Origin of the sequence: Allomesorhizobium camelthorni, assembly GCF_011045125.1 — a bacterium.
GTDB classification, from domain to species: domain Bacteria; phylum Pseudomonadota; class Alphaproteobacteria; order Rhizobiales; family Rhizobiaceae; genus Allomesorhizobium; species Allomesorhizobium camelthorni.
The window spans coordinates 174302-198614 of record NZ_JAAKZF010000004.1 but is presented as its reverse complement, the minus strand read 5'-3'; the positions used below and the strand labels follow the sequence as shown (position 1 = coordinate 198614).

The following is a 24313-nucleotide window of genomic DNA, read 5'->3' as shown; positions in this document are numbered from 1 at the left end:
CAACGGCCTCCGCGGACTGTGCCGCCCGGACCGCCGATCGGTCCGGGCGGGCGGTTTCGCATGAGGCTCAGTTCAATTTGGCCCAGTAGAACAGCACCTGGTCGTCGGCGCGCTGTGCGATATCGAGGTTCTTACGCTTGCCCCACGCCAGCGACTGCTGATGCAGCGGGATGTGCGAAGTCTCGTCAAGCATGATCTTGTAGGCCTGTTGGATCAGCTCATTGCGCCTGGCGGTATCGGTCTCGACCACGATCTGCTTGGCGAGTTCATCGACCTTGGGATTGCAATAGCCGCCGAGATTGAACGGGCCGCCCTTGCCGGTCTCGTCACGGCAGGTCGCGAGGTTGACCAGCACGTTCCATGAATCGAACGAGCCGGGGGTCCATCCGAGCAGGTAGAAGTCGGTATCGTAGCCGCCAGGCGCCAGAACCTTGGCGAAATACTTTGCCTTGGGCTGGGCATTGAGGTTCACCGTCACCCCGATCTTGGCGAGCATCGACACCACGGCCTGGCAGATCTGCTCGTCATTCACGTAACGGTCGTTCGGGCAATCCATGCCGACGCTGAAACCGTCGGGATAACCTGCATCCGCGAGGAGCTTCTTGGCCGCTTCAACGTCGTTGGGCCAGCGCTTGAGATCGGCGGCATCATGGAGCTGGGGAGCAATGAGCAGCGGAACCGGCGTGGCGAGGCCGCGCATGACGCGCTTGTCGATCGCCTCGATGTCGATGGCCTGATAGAGCGCCTTGCGGACGTTCGGATCCTTGAACGGGTTCTTGCCCTTGATGTTCGAGGTCGGAAGTTCGTCGCGCATCTGGTTGAAGCCGAGATGGATGACGCGCAGTTCGGGTCCCGTCAGCGCCTCGGTGTTGGGATCGGAATTGACGCGGTCGATGTCCTGCACCGGAACCGGCTCTATAAGGTCCACGTCGCCCGAAAGCAGCGCGGCGACGCGGGTCGCGTCGGAGGCGATCGGCGTGAACACAACCCCGTCGAGATTGTGCTCGACGGTACCCCACCAGTCCGCGCTCGTCTTGAAGATGGTTTTTACGCCCGGCTCATGGCTTTCGATGGTGAAAGGTCCGGTGCCGTTGGCCTTGTAGGCGGCCTGGCCCGGATTGGTGTCCTTGGCGGAAACCGGCTTGGTCGCGCCTTCGGCTTCGGCCCACTCCTTGTCCATGATGTACCAGGTGTCCCACTCGTAATGGAGAATGGGATTGGGGGTCTTGAGTTCGACCTCGACGGTGTGGTCATCGACCTTGGTCCAGACCGAATCGGCCGGAATGCGGGTCTTGAGGTCGGAGCCGTCGGCGAGCACGCGTTCGGCCGAGAACAAAACGTCGTCGGCGGTGAAGGCGTTGCCGTTGGCGAATTTCACGCCCTGGCGCAGATGGAAGCGCCAATGCAGCGGATCGATCGTCTCCCAGCTCTCGGCGAGCCCGGGAATGATTGTCAGATCCTTGTCGCGCTTGGTCAGGCCTTCGTAGACGTTGCCCAGCATGCCGAGCGTGAAGGTCTCGTTGAGCGAGTAGGGATCGAGCGCGTTCAAGGTGCCCTGGAAGGCAAAGCGCAGCGTCTTGTCTTGGGCATTGGCCGAAAACGTCGCGGCAGTCAGCGCGCCGGCGACGAAAGAAGCGCGGACCGCCGCGCCTGCCGCTCTGGAAAGAAATGATTGTCGATTCATGTTCCACCTCTTCTTTTTGACGATTGTTTTGATTTTTGTTGCACGGAAAGTCCCGTCGGGAAACCCCGATCCGGATTAACATGTTGGAATACGAGGCATGGCGTCGATAATCCAAGTTGCACGGCCTCGATGCTGAGCCCGTGAGACTGTCCTGGAGTGGAAATGGCGCGTCTGCGAGCTTCGAAATCTGATGTTCATGCTCCGCCGCCGCTCGCTCGCGCTCTGTCGCACAACGCAGGTTCCGCATTCGAAGCGGGGTGTGCAATGTCGCTCCAAATCGGTTGCGCGCTGATCAAAATTGTGCGTCTATGGCATGAGAAAAGCTTTTCCCAACGCATCGGCGGAACTAAAGCCGGCTTTTGCAGGAGGATTGGGAAAAGCTTTTCCCAAAGATGCGAGCTGACGACAGGGAGGAACCTATGAGCTTGCAGATATCGACGAGGTACCGGTCGGCCTTGGCCGGCCTGCTGGCAATGGTGGCGTTGCCGGCCATGGCGGAAGACCTTCAGATGTGGGAGCGAAGTGGCGGCAATGCCGGCATGGTCGACGCTCTTGTCGCGGCCTGGAACGCAAAGAACCCGGATCGCAAGATCAATCTGACCTACATTCCGCATACTGAAATGGTGCCCAAGATCGCCCAGGCCATCGCCAGCGGCGAGGTGCCCGATTTGATGGGCATGGACCTGATCTACGGCCCCCAGTTCGAAGCTGCCGGACAGCTTGTCGACATCACCGACAAGGTCAAGGACTGGCCCGAACTCAAGACCGCCGTCCAGGGCCACATGACCGTCTCGACCTATGAGGGCCGGCTCTACGGCGTGCCGCTCTACGCCGACGTCTCGGCGCTGTTCTACAACAAGGACTTGTTCCGGAAAGCCGGCCTCGATCCCGAGAAGCCGCCGACGAGCCTTTCCGAAATCCGTGAATACGCCGACAAGATCACCGCGCTCGGCGGCGACGTGAAAGGCTATTTCCTGGCTGGCTCCTGCGCCGGCTGCAACATCTTCACCGTCGCCCCCCTGATGTGGGCGAGCGGCGCCACCGTCGAGCCGGAAGCCGCTAATGGCGAGCCACTCAACGGCGAGGGCGTCAAAGAAGTGCTGCAATGGGCGCGCGACATGATCAAGGCCGGCAATGTCCATGAAGACGCGCGCGCCGAGACGGGCGAGACCTTCCACCTGCGCTTCGGCTCCGGCAAGATCGGCATGATGGGCACCGGCAACTTCAACATTACGCTGGCCAAGGAACAAAACCCGTCGATGGATTTCGGCATCGCGCTGCTGCCCGGCGTGAAGAGTGGTCAGGTCTCCTCCTTCGCGGGCGGCGACATCGTCACCATTCCGAACGGCAGCAAGCGGGTCGACGACGCGATCGACTTCATGAAGTTCCTGCTATCGGATGAGACCCAGGTCGAGGTCTACGCCAAGATGCTGAACATGACGACGCGCGGCGACATGACTGAGAACAAGTACTTCCAGGCCGAGCCCAAAGTGCAGCAGGTGGCCAAGGCGATCGCGGTTGCGGAGACGCCCTACACGCTGAAGTTCTTCGAGCTGATCAACTCGCCACAGGGTCCGTGGCTGCAGATGCTGCAGCGCGCCTACTACGAGGACACCGATCTCGACACGATCATTTCGGAGGCCAAGGCGCAGATGAAAGCCATAGCCGCGGAATAGCTTCCCCCGGGAGGGCTGCGGCGCCGCTTCATAGGCGCTGCGGCTCGATCCTGAGCAATTGGCCGGCCTGTCCGGCCCCCACGCAGTCAAGCAGGTTCGATGCATTCGAAGACGAGCAGCTATGTCGGGCTTTTGTACGTCGCACCGGCGCTTGCCTTCGTGCTGACCTTCACGGTCTATCCCTTCGCGCAGATGGTGTGGATGTCGCTCCACAACTGGTCGCTCATCGCGCCCAAGAAATACATCGGCTTCGGAAACTTCGTGAAGGCATGGAACGATCCGCAGGTCTGGACCTCGCTCGAATTCACATTGAAATACACGCTCTTCATCACGCCGATCCTGATGATCCTGGGCTACCTCATCGCGCTGCTCACGGCGGAAAACAGGCCGCTCCGGCAGTTCACGCGCAGCGTCGTCTTTGCCCCGGTGGTCATCGGGCTCGGCGCGTCCAGCCTGCTCTGGTACTGGCTGTTCAGCTACGATTTCGGGCTCATCAATCGCGCTCTGATCGATCTCGGCCTGATCGCCAGGCCGGTCGTTTGGTTCGGCGCCGACGCCGACATATCGATGTGGGCAGTCATCGCTTCCATCGTATGGAAGGTCGTCGGCTTCGGGACGATCTTGTTCGTGGCCGCCATTCACGCCATTCCAGGCGAAATCGGCGAGGCGGCGATGGTCGACGGAGCCAGCTACTGGCAGCGCGTCCGCGCGATCACGCTGCCGCTCACCGCAAAGACCATCCTGCTGGTGACGCTGGTCAGCGTCATCGGTTCGCTGCTTGCCTTCGACCAGTTCTACATCATGACAGCCGGCCAGCCGCGCAATTTGACGGCGACATCCGTCTTCCTGATCTACCTCAACTCGTTTCCCTATCTGAAGCTCGGCTACGGTGCGGCCCTGTCGCTGATATTGGCCGGCATCATTCTCGTCTGCACCTTCCTGCAGATGCTGCTCAGTCGCAGGAGCCACGCATGAGCGCGTTCGGCGAGGCGGCAGGGCAGGGCATGAGCCGCACCTCGGCGCAGCACCGCGCTCAAGCCGGGCTGGTCGGCCGTCTGATCAACGGGCGCCAGAAATATCTCGCAGCAGCGGTCTGCGTGGCCGTCTGCACGGTCATGCTGCTGCCGCTGGTCGCATCGGTGCTCGCGTCGCTGAAATCGACCGAGGAGGCGGCGGCGGCGCCGCCAACCTACATCCCGCACGGACTTAGCCTCGACAGCTACGAGCGCCTTTGGAACTATCAGGCCGGGCTTCCGGTCTATTTCTCGAACAGCCTCGGCGCCGCGGCTCTGACCATCCTCTTTTGCCTCGCACTGACGATACCGGCCGGCTACGGGCTGGCGAAGTTCCGGATCCCTGCCAAGGAAGCGCTGTTCGTCGTGCTCCTGCTCGGTTTGATCGTGCCCTATCAGGCGCTGCTCACGCCTCTGTTTTTCCTGTTCGTCCAGCTCAAGCTGCACAATTCGCTGGTCGGGCTTGCCATCGTCCACACCGCGATCCAGCTGCCGTTCAGCATCTATGTCATGCGCAACGCCTTCGAGGCGGTGCCCCGCGAACTGGAAGAGGCCGCGATCATGGACGGCTGCAACAGCTTCCAGGTGCTGGTCCATATCTGCCTGCCGGCGGTGGTGCCGGCTATGATCACCGTGTCGCTGTTCGCCTTCATCACCTCGTGGAACGAGCTTCTGGCCGCGCTGGTGATCATGAACAAGGACTCCTCCTTCACGCTGCCCTTGATCCTCGCCGCGGCGCGGCAGCAGACCAGCATCGGCGGCACCGACTGGGGCATGCTGCAGGCCGGCATCACGATCTCGATAATCCCGTGCATGGCCTTCTATCTGCTGCTGCAGAAATATTACATGGCCGGCTTCCTCAGCGGGGCGGTGAAGTAGCATGCAGGAGACGGACCCGCCGCCTCCCGAAGGCCGCGTGCCGAACCTCGCTTTCGGCGGAGCTCCGACCATCCGCGACGTGGCGCGCATCGCCGACGTGTCGATCGGCACGGCGTCGAAGGCGCTCAACGCCGGCGGCCGGCTCAGCCAGGAGACGCGCGACAAGGTGTTGCGCGTCGCACGCGAGATCGGCTACCGGCCGAACGATCTTGCGCAGAGCCTGCATCGGGCAAAGTCGCGCACGATCGGCATCATCTCCAACGACAGTTTCGGGCGTTTCACCTTTCCGATCGTCGAGGCGCTCGAGGAGCGGCTGGCGGAGGAAGGCATGGCGGTGTTCATGTGCAACGCCACCGACGACCCGGCGCGCGAGCGCCAGCACCTCGACCAGCTGCTGGGAAAGCGGATCGATGCGCTCGTGGTGACGGCGCGGCGCGCCGATAAGCGCGCCCCGATCGGGCCGCTCGCGCATGGCCTGCCGGTCATCTACGTCTTCTCCCAGGCCGATGACCCCAATGCGCTTTCGCTGCTTCCCGACGACGAAGGCGGCGCGGTGCTGGCGGTCGCCCATCTGGCGGCGCTGGGCCGAAAGCGCATCGCCCATGTCACGGGACCCGAGCATTTCGAGGCCGTGCGACTGCGGCGCAAAGGCTACCGCTCGGTCCTGGCCGAAGCCGGATTGCCCGAGATCGAGGGTTTCTATCTCTCGGGCGTCTGGTCCGAGGCGTGGGGGCGCGAGGCGGCGGCCAGGTTGTTCTCCGGCCCGCAAACGCCGGACGCGATCTTCTGCGGCAATGATCAGATCGCCCGCGGCGCGTGCGACACGCTGCGCGAGATCGGCCTGGCGATACCCGCCGACGTCGCCATCGTCGGCTTCGACAATTGGGACGTGATGGTGCTTGCGGCGCGGCCGCCGCTGACCAGCATCGACATGAACCTGAAGGCGCTCGGACGCGAGGCGGGCGACAGCGTGCTGGAGATGATCGCCGGACGGAAGCTGAGCGGTGTCAGGCGCCGGCCATGTTCGCTGGTCGTGCGGGCATCGTCGAAGCCGTGAGCACGCCATTACACTTCACTGCAGGAACGGAGGCGTTCGAATGAACGAGTTCAAGCCGGTTCGGTTCGTCGATGTCGCGCTGGAGGGGCAATTCTGGCGCGAGCGGCTGGAGACGGTGCTGACACGCACCATTCCCAGCCAGCACGTCCAGCTTGGCAAGCACGGCATATTGGAGTCCCTGACGCTGCCGAATCCGCCACCTCCGCTGAGGTTTCCGCGCAACGAGCACAATTTCACGGTGCAGGTGTTCTGGGATTCCGACGTCGGCAAATGGATCGAAGCGGCGTCCTACGCACTGTCGCACAGGCGCGACGCCGATATCGAGGCCAGGATCGAAAAGATCGTCGACGATCTCGAAAAGGCGCAGGCTCCCGACGGTTATCTGAACTGCTGGTACCTGCAGCGCGAGCCGGACAAGCGCTGGACCAATTTGCGCGACAATCACGAACTCTACAATCTGGGACATCTGCTCGAGGGCGGCATCGCCTACTTCCTGGCGACGGGCCGGCGCCGGCTCCTCGACATCCTTGAGCGCTATGTCGACCATGTGCGCAAGACCTTCGGCCCGAACCCCGGCCAGAAGCGCGGCTATTGCGGCCACCAGGAGATCGAGCTGGCGCTGATAAAACTCTATCGCCTGACGGGAGAGAGGAAGCATCTCGACCTCGCTGCCTATTTCATCAACGAACGCGGGCGCCAGCCGCATTATTTCGACCACGAAGCGGTCGCGCGCGGCGAGAGCCCCAGGGATTTCTGGGCCAAGAGCTACGAATACAACCAGTCGCACAGACCGGTGCGCGAGCAGACCAAGGTGGTCGGCCATGCCGTTCGGGCGATGTACATGTTTTCCGCCATGGCCGACCTCGCCGCGGAACTGAACGACGACAGCCTCAAGCAAGCATGCGAGGTGCTCTGGGCCGATGTCATGACTTCGAAGATCTACATCACCTCCGGCCTGGGTCCGGCGGCCGCGAACGAAGGCTTTACTGAAGACTACGACCTGCCGAACGACACGGCCTATGCGGAGACCTGCGCCTCGGTAGCGCTGATCTTCTGGGCGCAGCGCATGCTCCATCTCGATCTCGACGGCCGATATGCCGATGTGATGGAGCAGGCTCTGTTCAACGGCGCGTTGACCGGGCTGTCTCGCGACGGCGAGCACTATTTCTACTCCAATCCGCTCGACAGCGATGGGCGGCACAGCCGATGGGCCTGGCACACCTGCCCATGCTGCACGATGAATTCGTCGCGTCTCATCGCTTCGGTCGGAGGCTATTTCGTCTCGGCCAGCGAAGACGCAATCGCCTTCCACCTCTACGGCGGCATTTCGACGAACGTCCGGCTCGCAAACGGAAATGTGTTCCTGCGGGAGACCAGCGCCTATCCATGGTCCGGCTCGATCAGGATCGAGATCAGCGCGGACGCGCCAGCCGAGTTCACCGTCAATCTCCGCATCCCCGGCTGGGCGCGAGGCGCCAGCGCGACCGTGAATGGCGAGCCGGTCGACGTCGGGTCCGGCACCAGCAACGGCTATCTTTCGATCTCCCGGCTATGGAGTGCCGGGGACACGATCACCCTCGAGTTGCCGATGCCTCCGGAGCGCATCTATGCCCATCCCTCGGTTAAGGAGGATGTCGGCCGCGTGGCGCTCAAGCGCGGGCCATTGGTCTATTGCGTCGAAGAGGTTGATAATCCCGGAGGCCGGGTGCAGCAGCTCAAACTGCCGCGGGATGCAAGCATCGAAACGGAGTCACGCGGCGACCTCTTCGATGGCGTGGTCACGCTGACCGCCCCCGCGCAGCGCGTCGAAGACCAAGGCTGGGGAGACAGCCTGTACAGGAGTACGCCGCCTGCGGCCTCGGAAAGCAAGCTTACCGCGCTGCCGTACTACCTCTGGAACAATCGACAAAAAGGCTCGATGCAAGTGTGGCTGCTGGAAAGCTGAATTCGGCGCTGCGGTTTCCCGTGGATTTCGACGGCAAGAATTCGCGTCTGAATAAATCGTGAAACTTTCTGCTGCCGGTCCCGGCGGCGTGGACGCAACCGCCCTCGATTCGAGATCGGCTCGCGCCCGGTGTCGGCCGGCTTGTCTGAACGAACGTCACCCATCATCATGACTTCCATCATCAGCATTCGACGACCGGAAGGATTCGATAATGGCAGAGGCGATCTGGAAGCTGCGTCAGCCGACGGCCGATCCTGAATTCGGACCGTGGCTGGCGCAGGCGTCGATCCTGATCGTCGACGATGAGCCGGGGATGCGCAACTTCCTCATGCGCACGCTCGGGCCGCGCTGCAAGCGGCTGGAGGAGGCAGCCGACACCGAGGAGGCGTCGCGCAAGCTCGACGAGCACCATTTCGACGTCGTCATCCTCGACAACATCATGCCGGGCAAGAACGGCGTCGACTGGCTGGCGGAGCAGCGCGCCATCGGCTTCTTCGCCGACGCGATCCTGATGACGGCCTTCGCCGACCTCGACACCGCGATCCGGGCGCTGCGCGCGGGCGCTGTCGACTTCGTGCTCAAGCCGTTTCGCTCCAACCAACTGCTCAACGCGGTCGCGCGTTGTCTCGACCGGGTCCGCCTGCAGCGCGAGAACTACGTGCTCAATTACCAGCTCAAGTCCAATTCCGACCACATCCTGCTGCGCGACAAACTGATCGGCGAATCCATCGCCGTGCGCCATGTACGCGACACCATAGCGCGCGTCGCGCCATTGCCGACTTCGGTGCTGCTCACCGGGCAGTCCGGGACCGGCAAGGAGGTCGCGGCAAGATCGTTGCATTCGCTCTCCGACCGGGTCGACAAGCCGTTCGTTCCGGTCAATTGCGCGGCGATACCGCCCGACATGATCGAAAGCGAACTCTTCGGCCACCTCAAGGGCGCTTTCACCGGCGCTGAAACTATGCGCGAGGGGCTGTTCATGCACGCGCAGGGCGGCACGCTGTTTCTCGACGAGATCGGTGAATTGCCGCCCGCGACGCAAAGCAAGCTGCTGCGCGCGCTGGAAGACAGGCGCATCCGGCCGGTCGGCTCCGAACGCGAGATACCGGTCGACCTCCGCTTCATCTTCGCGACCAATGCGGAACTTGAAAAGGAAGTGCAGAAGGGCCGCTTCCGGGCCGACCTCTATTTCCGCATCAACGTCATGCAGATTCGTCTTCCGCCGCTGAAGGACCGCGGCAACGACGTGCAGGATCTTGCGACGCTGTTCATGCGCAAGCTGTCGCAACAACTCGGCATGCCGCAAGTGCCGATCCCGGATTCGGTGCGGTCGGCGCTGGCACGGTACGATTGGCCGGGAAACGTCCGCGAACTTCGCAACCTGATCGAGCGCACGCTCATACTCGGGCGGTTCCCGGAGGACTTTTCCGGAGCGGGCCAAATACGCAATACGTCCGGCGCAGCCGGCGGCAGCCTCGCCGAGATGGAACGCCGGCACATCCTGGCGGTGCTGGCCGAGACCAATGGCGACCGTGACGAGGCGGCGCGCCGGCTCGGCGTCTCGCGCAAAACGGTCGATCGCAAATGCGCGGCGTGGAATGCTTGAGATACCGGCCAGCCAGACCGCTGGGCGAGGGCGCTCGGTCCGCTTTCGGCTCCTTGCCATCGCGCTCCTGCCAACGCTGGTCATCCTTCCGCTGCTGCTCGGCGTGACCATCTACCGGTGGAACGCCAAGTTCGATTCGATGCTGATCTCCAAGGTCAGTGGCGACCTTACCATCGCGCACCAGTATCTGGCGCGCATCCTGGAGAACACGGGCGAACAGGTCGAGGCGCTGGGCGCATCGATGCGGTTCCGCGACGCGATAGAGGCTGGCGGGACGGCCGCGGATATCGGCCCGCTTCTCGAGGAAAGCCGCGAAGCGCTCGGGTTCGACTTCCTCTTCCTCGTCGCCGAGGACGGCACAATCGAAGCCTCGGCCCGCCACCAGCCGGCGCCGTCGTTCAGGGCTGACTGGCCGATAATCATGTCGGCGTTCGCCGGAACCCCGTCGACGGCCATCGACATCTTCGACAATTCGGAGCTCGCCGGCATCGCGCCCGAACTGGCCGAACGCGCCCGCGTCGAACTGGTGCCGACGCCGAACGCCGTTCCAACCGACCGCGCCGAGGAAACGCGCGGCATGGTAGTGCAATCCGCCAGCCCAGCGCGGCTAACCGATGGCCGGCCGGCGGCCCTCGTCGGCGGAAGCCTGCTCAACCGGAACCTGGTTTTCATCGATACGATCAACGATCTGGTCTATCGCGAAGCGAGCCTGCCCGAAGGCAGCCAGGGCACCGCGACGCTTTTCCTGGACGACGTGCGCATCAGCACCAATGTCCGGCTGTTTGAGGACCGGCGCGCACTCGGAACGCGCGTTTCGGCCATCGTGCGATCGGCCGTCCTCGACAGTGGGCGGACCTGGCTCGACAGCGCCTTCGTGGTCAACGACTGGTACATCTCGGCCTACGAGCCGATCCTGGACAGCTTCGGCAAACGCGTCGGCATGCTTTATGTCGGCTTCCTGGAAGCGCCGTTCACGCAAGCCAAATACGAGACGCTTTTGACCATCGCACTCGCCTTCCTGGCGATTGCGGCCGTCAGCATTCCGATCTTCCTGCGTTGGGCGCGCGGCATCTTCATGCCGCTGGAGCGGATGACCGGGACCATCGCCAAAGTAGAGAGTGGCGATCTCGGCGCGCGAACCGGTCCCGTCGAAGCCAAGGACGAGATTGGCCGGGTGGCGCTTCATCTCGATCACCTGCTTGACCAGTTGCAGGATCGCGACCGCGAATTGCGCTCCTGGAACGAAGAGCTGAACGCGCGCGTCGAGGAGCGCACGCGCGAATTGCAACTGGCCAACCGCAAGCTCGAAGCCACGACCAAGCAACTCATCATGTCGGAGAAGCTTGCGGCCATCGGCGAGATCACCGCGGGCGTCGCGCACGAGATCAACAATCCCATCGCGGTGATGCAGGGCAATCTGGAAGTCGTCCGCAGCGTGATGGGCGACCGGGCCGACGAGGCGAAGACGGAATTCCGCCTGCTCGACGAGCAGGTCCAGCGCATCAGCCAGATCGTTACCAAGCTGCTCCAGTTCGCCAAGCCCGAGGAATATGCCGGCTATGTCGAACGCCATGCCCCGAAAGAGGTCCTCTCCGACTGTCTTCCGCTCGTGCAGCACCTGCTCAACAAGGCTGAGATCGTGGTGACGAGATCAGACCAGTCGACGCGGCTGATCCTGATGAACAGGACCGAACTGCAGCAGGTCCTGGTCAACCTCATCGTAAACGCCATCCATGCCATGCCGGACGGCGGCGACCTTCGCCTGCGCACGCTCGACGCCGACCAGGACGGACGACCCGGCGTGGCGATAGAGGTCGCCGACACCGGGATCGGCATGTCGAGAGAGGTCATGCACAAAGTGTTCGATCCCTTCTACACGACCAAGCGTCGCGAAGGCACCGGGCTCGGACTCTCGATAAGCCAGACGCTGGTCACCCGTCAGGGCGGAAAGATCTCCGCCGAGAGCGAACCGGGAAGCGGCACCATCTTCACCATCTGGCTGCCGGAAGCCGCCTGAGCCGGCTCGGCCTATGGACAATTTGTCCGGCGCGTCCGGACAAATTGTCCATAGGCATCTCTTCCGCTCGATAAGCCTTTGAAATCATTGCCTCTGCCGGCTGGCATGAAGGTTGCAAGCCTTTTTCCCGCAAGCGATGAGGAGGATTTCGCATGCCACAGCGTCAGGGGCCCTGAACCCCGCCGACGATCGCCGGGGGAGTGATCGGCGGTCAGCCAAACAACGTAACAGGACGATAACCGCCAGGGGAACCAAGGGCGGAGAGGAGGAAATTTTTCATGTCTGCAGGAAGTGAAACATTTACGGGGGGTATCGGCGGCGCCGGCTTTCTCGACCGCGAGAGGATCATCGCCAAACCGGGTTTCAACCGCTGGCTGGTGCCGCCGGCAGCGCTCGCCATCCATCTGTGCATCGGCATGGCATACGGCTTCAGCGTCTTCTGGTTGCCGCTGTCCCGCTCTCTTGGAATCGACCAGCCGGTCGTTTGCGCAGACCTGAACCTGGTTTCGGCATTGTTCACGACCAGCTGCGATTGGCGGGTTTCCGACCTCGGCTGGATGTACACGCTGTTCTTCGTCTTTCTCGGCTCGGCAGCCGCGATCTGGGGCGGCTGGCTCGAACGCGCCGGACCCCGCAAGGCCGGGATCGCTTCTATGGTATGCTGGTGCGGCGGCATGGTGATCGCCGCCATCGGCGTCATCACGCATCAACTCTGGCTGATGTGGCTCGGCGCCGGCGTCATCGGCGGCGTCGGCCTCGGGCTCGGCTACATCTCGCCGGTCTCGACGCTGATCAAATGGTTTCCGGACCGCCGCGGCATGGCGACCGGCATGGCCATCATGGGTTTCGGCGGCGGGGCCATGATCGGCGCACCGCTCGCCAACTTCCTGATGAACTACTTTAAGACGCCCGACTCCGTCGGCGTCTGGCAGACCTTCATCGTCATGGCGGCGCTCTACGCGATTTCGATGCTGTGCGGCGCCTTCGGCTACCGCATCCCGCCGGCTGGCTGGCGTCCGGACGGCTGGACGCCGCCGGCCACCAAGGCGCTGATCACGTCGCGTCACGTCCATCTGCGCGACGCGCACAAGACGAAGCAGTTCTGGCTCATCTGGACCGTGCTGATGCTCAACGTGTCGGCCGGCATCGGCGTCATCGGCATGGCGTCGCCGATGTTGCAGGAAATCTTCGCCGGCAAGCTGATCGGCATGCCCGACCTGGCGTTCAATCAACTCGACGCCACTCAGAAGACGGCAATAGCCGGCATCGCCGCCGGCTTCGCCGGATTGCTGTCGCTGTTCAACATTATGGGCCGCTTCTTCTGGGCCTCGCTGTCGGACTATATCGGCCGCAAGAACACCTATTATACATTCCTGCTGCTCGGCATCGCCCTCTATCTGCTGGCGCCGACTGCCGCCCATATCGGCAGCCAATTGATGTTCGTGGCAATCTTCTGCGTCATCCTGTCGATGTATGGCGGTGGCTTCGCGACCATCCCGGCCTATCTCGCCGACATCTTCGGCACGCAGTTCGTAGGCGCGATTCATGGCCGGCTGCTGACCGCGTGGTCGACGGCGGGCATTGTCGGTCCGGTGGTGGTGAACTACATCCGCGAATTCCAACTCGACGCGGGCATCCCTCGCGCGCAGGTCTACGACTTCACGATGTACATCCTGGCCGGCATGCTGGCGCTCGGCGTCATCGCGAACTTCCTCGTCAAGCCGCTCGAGGACAAGTGGTTCATGTCGGATGAGGAAGTCGGGGCCATGCAGGCCAAGACGGCCGCGAGCCAGACCAGCCATACCGGCTCCTTCGGCATCGGCAAGGGCGGTCTCGACGCCAAGGCGGCGCTCGCCTGGGCTGCCGTCGGCATTCCGATCCTCTGGGGCGTGTGGATCACGCTGCAGACGACGGCGAAGATGTTCTAGCGCTCTCCGTTCCAGTCGCGGCTGTTCCCTCCGCCGCGACTGGCCCGGGCGCGTTGACGAACTGCCGATCGGGTGCGGCGCTCAGCGTCGCGACCGCCGGTCCGGTTTCAAGGCAAGGCCGACGACCATTTCCACCAGATGTTCCTTCAGCGTCCGCTGGCCCTCGGGGCTGAACAGGGTGTTGCCGAAGATCCGGGAGAAGGTCGCCCGGTTGGAGACGTTGAAAAAGCTGAGGGCGCTGATGTGCCAGTGCAGTTCCAGCGGCGCGACGTCGTCCCGAAAGAGGCCGGCGTCCCGTCCGCGCCGGCAGATCGCTTCGAGTTTCTGGATGGCGCCGGCGTTGAGCAGGCGGATCAGTTCGGATTGTTCCAGATATGCCCCGTCATGGATGTTCTCGATCATGACAAGCCGGATGAAATCCGGATGGCGGCTGTGATGGTCGAAGGTAAATTCGGCGAGCAGCTTCAGCGCCTCGACCGGCGGCAGATGATCCAGCTCAAGCTCCTGCTCGCCGGTTCTGACCTGCCGGTAGGCTTCCTCGAGAACATGGCCGTATAGGCCTTCCTTGTCGCCGAAATAATAGTAGATCATGCGCTTCGACGTGCTCGTCTTTGCCGCGATCTCGTCTATGCGCGCTCCCGAAAGCCCGTTGGCGGCGAACTCCTCCATTGCCACGGCGAGAATGTTCTTGCGCACGCCCGCCGGGTCCTGCTTCCAGCCGGCGCGGCTGTTGGCCGGTTTGTCGTTCATGACTGTCTGGCGTCCTCCCGGCCTCGACGATTGCACCGCAATGCCGTCATAGCAAATTAACCGCTTGGTACAAAGCCATTGACGAAATTAACCGGTTGGTACAAAGTAGAGCCGGATGTCGTGAGGAGCCGTAGAACGCGGTTGGCATCCGGGAGGTTTGATTGGAGTCATCGGCCACGCACTCGGCAGAGTATTGGGGGATCGCTCCCGATCCGCCTCGCATATTGGTGGGGCTGCTGGGCCGCGGCATTCAATTGTCGCGCACGCCGGTCATGCACGAGGCGGAAGGCCGCGCGCAAGGCTACGCTTATATCTACCGCTTGCTCGACACGGACCGGATGGGCGATGCACCGCCGAGCCTCGTCAGCATCCTGGCGTTCGCGGAATATTTCGGCTTCGACGGTCTCAACGTCACCTTCCCCTACAAGCAGGAGATCATGCCGCTGCTGGACGGGCTGTCCGAGGCGGCGGAGGCGCTCGGTTCGGTCAATACGGTCGTGCTGCGCAACGGCCGTCGCATCGGCCACAACACGGACATGTGGGGCTTCAAGGAGAGTTTCCGCCAAGGGATGTCCGGAGCGGTTCGCTCCAGCGTGCTGTTGCTTGGCGCCGGCGGCGCGGGCGCGGCGGTAGCCCACGCGCTGCTCGATAGTGGCGTGGAGTTGCTGCTGCTGAGCGATGTCGAACAGCAGAAAGCGGCGACGCTCGCCGCGCGGCTCGCTTCACGCTTCGGCGCTGACCGGCTCGCGGTGGTTTCGAATCTTGGTTCGGCAGCGGCGCGGGTCGACGGCATCGTCAACGCGACCCCGGTCGGCATGGCCAAGCTGCCAGGCATCCCACTCGATCCGAAGCTCCTGCGCCCGGAGTGCTGGGTCGCCGACATCGTTTATTTCCCGCTGGAAACTGAGCTGCTCGCGCAGGCGCGCCGGCGCGGTTGCCGAACGCTCAACGGCGAGGGCATGGCCGTCTATCAGGCGGCGCGCGCCTTCGAACTTTTCACCGGCAGTTCGCCGGATGTCGATCGGATGAAGGCGGCCTTCGCCGCCTACATCGGTGAGCCCGCCGCCGGCGGGTGAAGTGCCGGGCCTCGCCCGGCGGAGGACTTTAGAAAAGTAACAGGGAGGAAGACATGAGTTTGAATACCACCCGTCGCCGGTTCCTGGTTGGAACCGGCATGCTCGCCACGGCTGCCGCCTTTCCGGCATTTGCCCAGGACAAGCCGAAGCTGCGATTTTCGGCGGTGTTCTCGGAGCAGGACATCCGCGCCGAGATGATGAAAATGTTCGCCGACGCCATCAAGGACGACTTCGCCTTTGAAGGCTATTACGGCGGCAACCTGTTCAAGCAGGGCACCGAGCTGGTCGCGCTGCAGCGCGGAAATCTGGAGATGGGCAACATCGCCCCGCAGGACATCTCCAATCAGATCCCCGCCTGGTCAATACTGACCGCAGGCTATCTCTTCCGCGACGCCGCCCATCTGAAGGCCTTCTTCGCCAGCGATGCCGGCGCCGAGATGAAGCAGATGACCGAGGACCAGCTCGGCGTGAAGGTGCTCGGTCCGACCTATTTCGGCGTACGCCAGGTCGGCCTCAGGATCGACAAGGAAATCAAGACGCCGGCCGACATGGCGGGCATCAAGCTGCGCATGCCCGGCGGCGACGCCTGGCAGTTCCTCGGCGAGTCGCTCGGCGCCAACCCGACCCCGATGGCCTATGCCGAGGTCTACACCGGCCTCCAGACCGGCGCGATCGACGGCCAGGACAACCCGCTACCGAACGTCGAGAACATGAAGTTCTACGAGGTGATGTCGCAGATCGTGCTCACCTCACACCTTGTCGGCTTCGATCTGCTAACCGTGTCCAAGAAGGTTTGGGACGAAATGGATGGCGACAAGCAGGCCCGCTTCCAGGCGGCTGCGGACGCTGCGATCGACTTCTCGACCGAGAAGCACCTCGCGCGCGAAAAGGAACTCGTCGACAAATTCAAAGGCTTGGGTCTGAAGATCTACGAGCCTGATGTCGCGGCCTTCCGCAAACACGCTCAGGAGAAGTATCTCGCTTCGGACCTGGCCGCGAGCTGGCCCGAAGGCATGGTCGACAAGATCAACGCGCTCTAGGGATAACAGTCAGCGACCGCCGGCCTGTATGGCCGGCGGCCCGGCTCGCAACACCAACGAACCGTGACTGTGGGAGGCAAGCCGATGTTGCAACGCGCGCGACGCTTGACGGGATGGCTTTATCGGCGCGGCGAGAACCTGATCGTCGCGATGATCGGCGTGATGTTCGCCGCCTTCCTGCTTCAAGTCATCTTCCGCTACATCCTGCAGTGGCCGACCGGCTGGAGCACCGAGCTTACCGTCGTCCTGTGGATATGGGTCGTCCTGTTCGGCGCCGCATTCGTGGTGCGCGAAGAAGAGGAGATCAGGTTTGACCTGATCTACGGCGGGGTCCGCCCCCGCGTCCGACGCGTGATGACATTGGCCTCGGCGGCCGCGCTCATCGCTCTCTACGGCTACTCGTTCCCCGCGGTGTTCGACTACGTCACCTTCATGAAGGTGCAGAAGACCGCCTATCTGAAAATCCGCTTCGACTGGCTGTTCTCGATCTATGTGATCTTCGTCATTGCCGTTCTCGCCCGGTATCTCTGGCTTGGATGGCACGCGCTCAAGGGCGAGGAGCCCGAAGAACTCGATCCCACCAAGGCGAGCTCCGGCGTATGACCTTCCTCGATCCGTTCTCCCTGACGCTGATCTCTATCTGCGTTCTGGCGCTACTCGGCCTGCCAGTCGGACATGCGATGATCGCCTCATCGATCCTTTATCTTTGGCTCGCCGGCCTCGACATGGGAACGGCGGCCGAACAGATCCTCAACGGACTCTATACGGGGTACCTGCTGCTCGCCGTCCCTATGTTCATCCTCGCCGCCGAGATCATGAACGCCGGGACGATGACGCAGCGGCTCCTGCATTTCTCCAATGCCATCGTCGGCCGGTTCCGCGGCGGCCTCGCCCAGGTCAACGTGCTGCAATCCCTCATCTTTGCCGGCATGTCGGGTTCGGCGATCGCCGATGCTGCCGGCACGGGCAAGATGATGCAGAAGCTCATGACCAAGGATGACAAATATCCCGCGAGCTACGCCGCCGCGCTGACGGCCGCCTCCGCCGTGATCGCTCCCATCATTCCGCCGTCCATTCCGCTGGTAATCTATGCGCTCGTCTCGGACGCCTCGGTCGGCTTCCTGTTCATCGCCGGCATCGTGCCAGGCGTGATGCTGGCGCTGGCGCAAATGTCGATCGTGGCGATCGACGCCCGCCGGAAGAACTTCCCGGTCGAAGAGCCAGTGCCGCTGCGCAAGCTGCCGGGTCTCACTCTGCAGGCATTTCCGGCGCTGATGCTGCCGGTCGTCCTGCTGGTTGGCATCAGGGGCGGCGTGATGACGCCGACCGAGGCGGCGGCTGTCGCGGCGGGCTACGCCCTCTTCATCTCCGTCGTGATCTATCGCAGCGTCACCATCCGACAACTCTACCGCGCGCTGTTGAACAGCGGGCGCACCACCGCCTCGATCGGCATGTTGCTGGCCGGCGCCATGGTGTTCAATTACGTGGTCACGGTCGAGAACATCCCGCAGTCCTTGTCCGCGCTGCTGCTCGCCTGGAACCTCTCGCCGACGCAGTTCCTCCTCCTCGTCAACCTGCTGCTTCTGCTTTTGGGCTGCTTGCTCGAGGGCACCACGATCCTGCTTGTGATCGTGCCGGTGCTGATCCCCACAGCGCGGGCGTTGGGCATCGATATGGTGCATTTCGGCGTCATGGTCGTCCTGAACATCATGCTCGGGCTGATCACGCCGCCTTATGGGCTCCTCCTCTTCATCATGACCCGCATCGCGGAGGTGCCGCTACGCGACATCGTGCGCGACGTAATGCCATTCCTCTGGGCCATGATCGGCTCGCTCGCACTCATCACCTTCTTCCCCGCATTCGTTCTCTGGCTGCCGCGTCTGCTCGGCTACCAGGGCTGACAATGGAGACAGACATGACGAAGCCAATCTTCATCCTGAACGGCCCGAACCTGAACCGTCTCGGCAAGCGCGAGCCGGAAATCTACGGCGCCACGACGCTCGCGGAAGTGGAGGCGATGTGCCGCGAGGCGGCCGGGGCACGTCCTGTGCGTTTCCACCAGTCGAATATCGAGGGCGAGATCGTCAACTGGATCCATGAAGCGATCGACGAGGGCGCGGGCATCATCATCAATCCGGCCGCGTTCACCTTCACCTCGATCGCCATCCTCGACGCGCTGAAGATGTTTCCTGGCCCGATCATCGAGCTTCATATCTCCAACATTCACAGGAGGGAGGCCTACTACCACAACTCCTTCGTCTCGAAGGTCGCCACGGCGGTCATGGCAGGGTTTGGGGCTTCAGGTTATGCGATGGCGGTTCGTGCGATGGAGGACTTCATCGCGAAGTGACGATCGCAGGACGAGGTGAGCAGCAAGGCGCTCGGCTCCAGCCGCTTGAAGTCAAATTCGCGCCATCGCATCGCTGACGGCCGACCTCCACGCATTCGCGTAGCGTTTCCAACCGTCTTCGTCAGGCCGATTCAAGGCACTCGCAGGGGCGACCGGCGGTTTGGCGGAAACCAGCAGTGCCGCCCCCACGCTAGTGCCGGTCGAGCCCGCGCTGTCGGCTACTACCGGTCTGCCGGTGGCTGCGGCCAGCATCCGGACAAACGCTGAATTCCTGGCGAAAGGCCCCTCGACGATCGTGGGACCGTCCGCCCCGATAAGCTCAAGGCACGTTGCCGTCATCAGAGCGAGGTAGAAGGAAGCCGCGACCGCGCGTTGTCCATCGCTTGCAGGCTCCTCGGGAATCCATTTCGACCTGAGCGCCGCGAACGGACCCGATCCCTGCTGGACAGCAGGAAGAAGCATGACGCCCTTGCTCAGCACGCTCTCCTGATCGGCCTCATCCCATCGCGCCTCATGGCCGCTCATGATCGTCTCGAACTCACGGCCGCCCATGAAGCGTGCGGAGGGCACAGGATCGCCCAGTGCGTTCACATTGATGAGCGTATCGCGCGCCGGATCGAGCGAAACCGCCCTGCCGCCGACCGCCATCGAGACCACCCATGTACCCGTGGACACGACGGCGAACGGGGGCTTTCGCGAGAGCAGATGCGGCAGCAGGGACGCGTTGGAATCGTGGATGCCGCAATAAACCGGCGTGCCGCTTGCGAGCCCGGTTTTCGCGGCGATTTCGGGGAGGAGCGGGCCAAGATTATCGCTGGCCTGGCGCACCGGTGCCATCAGCTTTCGCCAATGCTGGCGATCGACAAGCGAAGAATAGTCGCGCGCCGACGGGCTCCACAGATCGGTATGGCAGCCGAGCGAGGTCACCTCGTTGGCGAGCACGCCCGACAGGCGCCAGGACCAATATTGCGCGTACATGACGATCGACGCGGCACGAGCGAACTCGTCCGGGAAGGTCTGCATCTGCCAGAAGATCTGCGCGCCGACGTTCAGTCCGCTAGGCAGGCGCGGCGATCCGGTTTCCTCGAAGGGCGGGCGAACGGCATCGTATTCGGCCGCGAGCGTATCGGGACCGGCGTGCTCATAGTCGAGCACCGGCAAAGCAAGGTTTCCCTGCCCGTCGAGCAATACGGCCGTCGCTCCATGTGTCGTAACCGCAATCGCCTCGACCACCTGGTCGCGGTTGATCGCCGCGAGGCTTTCGAGAACGAAGCTCCACAGCCCTTCGATGTCGTAGTGCGGGTAAGGGCCGTCGCGAAGCACCGTATTCGGGCGGGTGCGGACCGCGATTTCCCGCATGTGCTCGAGGTCGACCAGCGCGACCTTCGCATTGGTCTTGCCTATGTCGATGACGGCGACTTGGCGCATCATTTCATGTGGAAGACTGTTTCGAGCGGCACGGCCACCGGCTCATTGTCCGGCTTCGTCTCCATGATGTCGGCCATGTGCGCCCACCAGCGTTTCATCACCGGGTGGTTCGGCAACTCGTCCATCGTGTGGTCCGTTCGCCGCCAGAGCACGCCGAACAGCGTGTTGGTCTCCTCGTCGAGATGGATCGAATAGTCGGAGACGCCGGCGTCCTTCAGCAGCGCCACGAGTTCCGGCCATATCTCGTCGTGGCGTTTCCTGTACTCGTCCTTCATGCCCGGATTGAGCTTCATCCTGAAGGCGTATTTCTCGCCGGTCATGCTGGCCTCCGTCCGAACAGACGCCGCCAGATGATGGGCAGTGCAATGACCAGGATCAGCAGCAGGCCGATGAAGATCGACATCACGATGCCGGGCACGTTGAGCAGGCCGAAGCCGAAGGTGACCATGCCCATGATGAGGGCGGCAAGCACGACGCCGACTATGCTGCCCGCGCCGCCCAGAATGCTGACGCCGCCGAGCACCACCATTGTGATCACTTCCAGCTCGTAGCCCTGGGCGATCGAGGGCCGCGTCGAGCCGAGCCGCGAGGTGATGAGCACCGAGGCGACGCCGGCCATAAGCCCGGTGAGGCAGAACAGGATGAACTTCACCCGCGCGACCCGGACGCCGGAAAACTGAGCCGCGACAGAGTTGTTGCCGATGGCGAATATGCGGCGGCCGAAACTCGTGCGGTGCAGCAGGAACCAGTAGACCAGCGCCGCGGCGAGGAAGAGCGTCAGCTCGAACGACACCACCCACCAGACATAGCCCTGGCCGAAGAAGGCGAAGCTGGCCGGATAGCCCTTGAACGCCTGGTCGCCGAGGATGATGAAGGCCACCCCGCGAAAGAGGCTCATCGTGCCGATGGTGACGACGATCGACGGCAGCCCGAGGCCGGTGACCAGCAGGCCGTTGAACGCACCGCACAGAAGCCCTGTGCCAATGCCTATCGCAACCAGCATCGGCGTGCCGGCATCCGCCTGCAGCGCCATGCCCATCAGTGTTGAGGCAAGCGCGATGATCGCCGCGACCGACAGGTCGATTTCTCCGCTGATGATCAGAAGCGCCATGGCGAGCGCGATCAGGCCCTTTTCGGTGAAGTTGAAAGTGAGGTCGGACAGCGACCATGCGTTCAGGAAGTAGGGCGACGCCAGGCTGTTGATGACGAAGATAGCCACCGCGACGGCGACCAGCAGCGCCTCCCACGAGAGCACGGCCCCCTTGAGCGGCGTGTCGAGCCGATCGGGTATCCTGCGCGGCGCGGCACTGGTTTCGATCGCGCTCATGCCGCTTCCGCCTTCTTCAGGATGATGCGCCCCTGCTTGCGCTCGCCGCGGGCGTTGAGGATCACGGCGGCGAGGATCGCCGTGCCGGAGATCGCCATTTGCCAGAAGGGCGAGATGTTGATGACGGGCAGGGCGTTGCTGATGATGCCGAGGAACAGCGCGCCGAGCACGGCTCCGCCGACCGAACCGATGCCGCCGGCGATCGACACCCCGCCGATGACGCAGGCGGCGATGATGTTGAGCTCGTAGCCATTGGCGACCTCGGTCGCGGCTATCACGTAGCGCGATACCCAGAGATAGCCGCACAGCCCCGCGACCATGCCGGAGATGCAGAAGGCGACGAACTTGGCGCGGCCGACATCGATGCCTGCGTAAACCGCGGCCGATGGGTTGACGCCGACGGCATAGATCGAGCGGCCGACCGGCGTTCGCGTCATCACGAGATAGAAGGCGACGATCGCCACGATGGCGAACCAGGACAGAACCGGCATGCCAAGGAATTCGCCGCGCTGCAGCGCGATGAAAGCCGGGGTCATCCGGTCGGCATTGACCCAGGTCCCGCCGGCGACGACGAAGGTTGCGCCCCGGAATATGGTCAAGGTGCCCAGCGTGACGACGATCGCCGGAATGCCGAGCTTCCAGATAAGCACGCCGTTGAAGGCGCCGAGGACGGCCCCGATCGTCAGCGCCTCGAGGATGATCAGCGGGATCGGAATGCCGGGAAAATTGGCGTTGGTCAGCGCTACGATCATGCCGGTCAGCGCGAGGTTCGACGCCATCGACAGATCTATCGAGCGCGTCAGGATGACCGCCATCTGCCCGAGCGCCAGGATCACCAGGATGGAAGTGTCGTTGAACACGGCGGCGAGGTTTTGCGGCCGCGCGAAGGCGGGAAAGCGCAGCGTGATCGCCGCGATGAGCAGAGCGATCGCGGCAACGAGGAACATCTCGCGGTATTTTAGAAGAGCGCTCATGCCGCGATCCCCGCTGCAGCGCGCACCAGCGTCTCGGCGTCTAGATCTTTGTTCTCAAACACTGCTGCAATGCGGCCCTCGCGCATGACGATGACGCGGTCGGACATGCCTAGGATTTCAGGCAGTTCCGACGACACCATGATCACCGAAAGCCGCTGGGCGACGAGCTCGGCCATGAAACCGTGCACTGCGGCCTTGGAACCGATGTCGATGCCCTTGGTCGGCTCGTCGAGGATGATGACCTTCGGCTCCGTCGCGAGCCATTTGGCGATCACCACCTTCTGCTGATTGCCGCCCGACAGCGTCCCGACATCCTGGCTGAGCGACGACGCCCTGAGGTCGAGGCGCTCGGTATAGGTTCGCGCAAGACTGAATTCCTCCGCCAGCCGCAGCAGGCCGGATTTGGAGGTGCGGTCGAGAGACGGAAGCGAAACGTTCTGGAAGATCGGCAGACCAATCACCACGCCTTGCCGTCCGCGCTCCTCGGGCACGTAGACGATGCCGGCCTCGATTGCCTCGGCCGCGGATTTCGGGGCAATCGGCGTGCCGTCGAGAGTGATGCTCCCGGCGCTGGTGCGTGTCATCCCGGCAATCGCCTGCATGACTTCGCTGCGGCCCGCGCCGACAAGCCCATAGAAGCCGAGGATTTCACCCTGCCGCAGTTCGAAACCGATGCCGTCGAACTCAGTCGGATGCGAAAGGCCGGATACCGAGAGGATCGTTGCGCCGATTTTCGGCTCGCGTTCGGGGAAGATATGGTCGACGGCGCGGCCGACCATCATCTTGACGATCTCGTTCTGAGGCTTGTCGGCCAGCAGGCCTTCGCCGATCATCTCGCCGTCGCGGAACACCGTGTAGCGATCGGCGATGCGATAGATCTCGTCGAACTTGTGGCTGATGAAGAGGATGGCCTTGCCGTCGCTCTTCAGGAACTCGATCAGTTCGAAAAGTTCCTCGATTTCCTTGGCTGACAGCGCGGCGGTCGGTTCGTCCATAATGACGATCCGGGCGTCGATCGACATTGCGCGCGCGACCGCGACGAGATGCTTGTTGGCGATGCCGAGATCGCGCAGCCGCGCGTCGGCGTCGATATGGCCGGCGCCCATGGTTTCCAGCACTTCGCGAGCATTGGCGCGCATGGTGCGCCAGTCGATCAGGCCGAAGCGGTTGCGCGGCGCATGGCCGAGGAAGATGTTTTCCGCGACCGACAAATCGTCGAAGAGGACGGTCTCCTGATGGATCGCGGTGATGCCATGGCGGAACGCCGCGTCGGCCGTCGGCAGCTTCACCGCATCGTCGCCGATGCGGATTTCGCCTTCGTCGGGCTGGTAGATGCCGGTCAGGATCTTGACCAGCGTCGACTTGCCTGCGCCGTTTTCGCCGATCAGCGCCGTGACCTGGCCGGGATAGAGCGAAAGGCTGACATTGTGGAGCGCCCGCACGCCGGGAAAGCTCTTGCTTACGCCCGAAAGCGAAAGCATCGGGGCATCTGCGGCGCTGGCCGGACGTTCTGCCTTCAGGGCTGCCGTGTGCATTTATCTCTCAAGCCCTGTCTTTAATTGA

General features: G+C 63.1%; 20 protein-coding genes. 13 read left to right on the top strand and 7 right to left on the bottom strand.

Annotated features, from left to right (window positions below; all coding sequences use genetic code 11):
• Nucleotides 1-67 precede the first annotated feature (67 nt).
• A complete protein-coding gene (locus G6N73_RS06175) occupies nucleotides 68-1684 on the bottom strand; it encodes an ABC transporter substrate-binding protein (RefSeq protein ID WP_206078686.1) in 1617 nt (538 codons plus the stop codon).
• A gap of 419 nt (nucleotides 1685-2103) precedes the next feature.
• On the opposite strand from G6N73_RS06175, the gene G6N73_RS06170 reads away from it, so the two are divergent.
• The 8 genes from G6N73_RS06170 (at nucleotide 2104) to G6N73_RS06135 (ending at nucleotide 13805) form a co-directional block, all read left to right on the top strand.
• Complete coding sequence (locus G6N73_RS06170) at nucleotides 2104-3360, top strand: ABC transporter substrate-binding protein (RefSeq protein ID WP_165024781.1); 1257 nt, start codon at nucleotides 2104-2106, stop codon at nucleotides 3358-3360.
• 99 nt (nucleotides 3361-3459) lie between these two features.
• Nucleotides 3460-4335 carry a carbohydrate ABC transporter permease gene (locus tag G6N73_RS06165; protein WP_165024777.1) on the top strand — a complete coding sequence of 292 codons (876 nt, stop codon included), beginning with the start codon at nucleotides 3460-3462 and terminating at the stop codon, nucleotides 4333-4335.
• Nucleotides 4332-5252, top strand: coding sequence for a carbohydrate ABC transporter permease (locus tag G6N73_RS06160; RefSeq protein WP_165024775.1), 921 nt, complete (start codon nucleotides 4332-4334; stop codon nucleotides 5250-5252). Before G6N73_RS06165 ends, G6N73_RS06160 begins: the two co-directional genes overlap by 4 nt.
• Nucleotide 5253: 1 nt before the next feature.
• On the top strand, nucleotides 5254-6309 hold the full coding sequence (locus tag G6N73_RS06155) for a LacI family DNA-binding transcriptional regulator (RefSeq protein ID WP_165024772.1): 1056 nt from the start codon (nucleotides 5254-5256) through the stop codon (nucleotides 6307-6309).
• A gap of 40 nt (nucleotides 6310-6349) precedes the next feature.
• Nucleotides 6350-8254 (top strand): glycoside hydrolase family 127 protein, encoded by a 1905-nt coding sequence (locus G6N73_RS06150; RefSeq protein WP_165024770.1) that lies wholly within the window; start codon nucleotides 6350-6352, stop codon nucleotides 8252-8254.
• Between the two features lie 211 nt (nucleotides 8255-8465).
• Nucleotides 8466-9860, top strand: coding sequence for a sigma-54-dependent transcriptional regulator (locus G6N73_RS06145; protein ID WP_165024767.1), 1395 nt, complete (start codon nucleotides 8466-8468; stop codon nucleotides 9858-9860).
• Nucleotides 9853-11877 carry a sensor histidine kinase gene (locus G6N73_RS06140; protein ID WP_165024766.1) on the top strand — a complete coding sequence of 675 codons (2025 nt, stop codon included), beginning with the start codon at nucleotides 9853-9855 and terminating at the stop codon, nucleotides 11875-11877. The genes G6N73_RS06145 and G6N73_RS06140 overlap by 8 nt, the downstream gene beginning before the upstream one ends.
• A gap of 278 nt (nucleotides 11878-12155) precedes the next feature.
• Nucleotides 12156-13805 carry an OFA family MFS transporter gene (locus G6N73_RS06135; RefSeq protein WP_165024763.1) on the top strand — a complete coding sequence of 550 codons (1650 nt, stop codon included), beginning with the start codon at nucleotides 12156-12158 and terminating at the stop codon, nucleotides 13803-13805.
• An 81-nt stretch (nucleotides 13806-13886) separates the two neighbouring features.
• Here G6N73_RS06135 and G6N73_RS06130 read toward each other — a convergent pair whose 3' ends face one another.
• Nucleotides 13887-14555 (bottom strand): TetR/AcrR family transcriptional regulator, encoded by a 669-nt coding sequence (locus G6N73_RS06130; RefSeq protein ID WP_165024761.1) that lies wholly within the window; start codon nucleotides 14553-14555, stop codon nucleotides 13887-13889.
• A 161-nt stretch (nucleotides 14556-14716) separates the two neighbouring features.
• Here G6N73_RS06130 and G6N73_RS06125 point away from each other — a divergent pair, with 161 nt between their 5' ends.
• The 5 genes from G6N73_RS06125 (at nucleotide 14717) to G6N73_RS06105 (ending at nucleotide 19021) form a co-directional block, all read left to right on the top strand.
• Nucleotides 14717-15631, top strand: a complete 915-nt coding sequence (locus G6N73_RS06125; protein ID WP_165024758.1) for a shikimate dehydrogenase — start codon at nucleotides 14717-14719, stop codon at nucleotides 15629-15631.
• A gap of 53 nt (nucleotides 15632-15684) precedes the next feature.
• A complete protein-coding gene (gene dctP, locus G6N73_RS06120; RefSeq protein WP_165024754.1) occupies nucleotides 15685-16671 on the top strand; it encodes a TRAP transporter substrate-binding protein DctP in 987 nt (328 codons plus the stop codon).
• Nucleotides 16672-16755: 84 nt separating this feature from the next.
• Nucleotides 16756-17274, top strand: a complete 519-nt coding sequence (locus G6N73_RS06115; protein ID WP_165024752.1) for a TRAP transporter small permease — start codon at nucleotides 16756-16758, stop codon at nucleotides 17272-17274.
• Nucleotides 17271-18572: a TRAP transporter large permease gene (locus G6N73_RS06110; protein ID WP_165024750.1), complete on the top strand. Its 1302-nt coding sequence runs from the start codon at nucleotides 17271-17273 to the stop codon at nucleotides 18570-18572. Before G6N73_RS06115 ends, G6N73_RS06110 begins: the two co-directional genes overlap by 4 nt.
• 14 nt (nucleotides 18573-18586) lie before the next feature.
• Nucleotides 18587-19021, top strand: a complete 435-nt coding sequence (locus G6N73_RS06105) for a type II 3-dehydroquinate dehydratase (protein WP_165024747.1) — start codon at nucleotides 18587-18589, stop codon at nucleotides 19019-19021.
• A gap of 51 nt (nucleotides 19022-19072) precedes the next feature.
• Here G6N73_RS06105 and G6N73_RS06100 read toward each other — a convergent pair whose 3' ends face one another.
• Genes G6N73_RS06100 through G6N73_RS06080 form a run of 5 tightly spaced genes read right to left on the bottom strand, consistent with a single transcriptional unit; the run spans nucleotide 19073 to nucleotide 24285 of the window.
• Entirely contained in the window at nucleotides 19073-20452 is a 1380-nt protein-coding gene (locus G6N73_RS06100) for an FGGY-family carbohydrate kinase (RefSeq protein ID WP_165024745.1), read from the bottom strand.
• On the bottom strand, nucleotides 20449-20769 hold the full coding sequence (gene rhaM / locus G6N73_RS06095; protein WP_165024742.1) for an L-rhamnose mutarotase: 321 nt from the start codon (nucleotides 20767-20769) through the stop codon (nucleotides 20449-20451). The genes G6N73_RS06100 and rhaM overlap by 4 nt, the downstream gene beginning before the upstream one ends.
• Complete coding sequence (locus tag G6N73_RS06090) at nucleotides 20766-21776, bottom strand: ABC transporter permease (protein ID WP_206078685.1); 1011 nt, start codon at nucleotides 21774-21776, stop codon at nucleotides 20766-20768. Before G6N73_RS06090 ends, rhaM begins: the two co-directional genes overlap by 4 nt.
• Nucleotides 21773-22750, bottom strand: a complete 978-nt coding sequence (locus G6N73_RS06085; RefSeq protein ID WP_165024739.1) for an ABC transporter permease — start codon at nucleotides 22748-22750, stop codon at nucleotides 21773-21775. Before G6N73_RS06085 ends, G6N73_RS06090 begins: the two co-directional genes overlap by 4 nt.
• Nucleotides 22747-24285 carry a sugar ABC transporter ATP-binding protein gene (locus tag G6N73_RS06080; protein WP_165024737.1) on the bottom strand — a complete coding sequence of 513 codons (1539 nt, stop codon included), beginning with the start codon at nucleotides 24283-24285 and terminating at the stop codon, nucleotides 22747-22749. The genes G6N73_RS06085 and G6N73_RS06080 overlap by 4 nt, the downstream gene beginning before the upstream one ends.
• Nucleotides 24286-24313 lie beyond the last annotated feature (28 nt).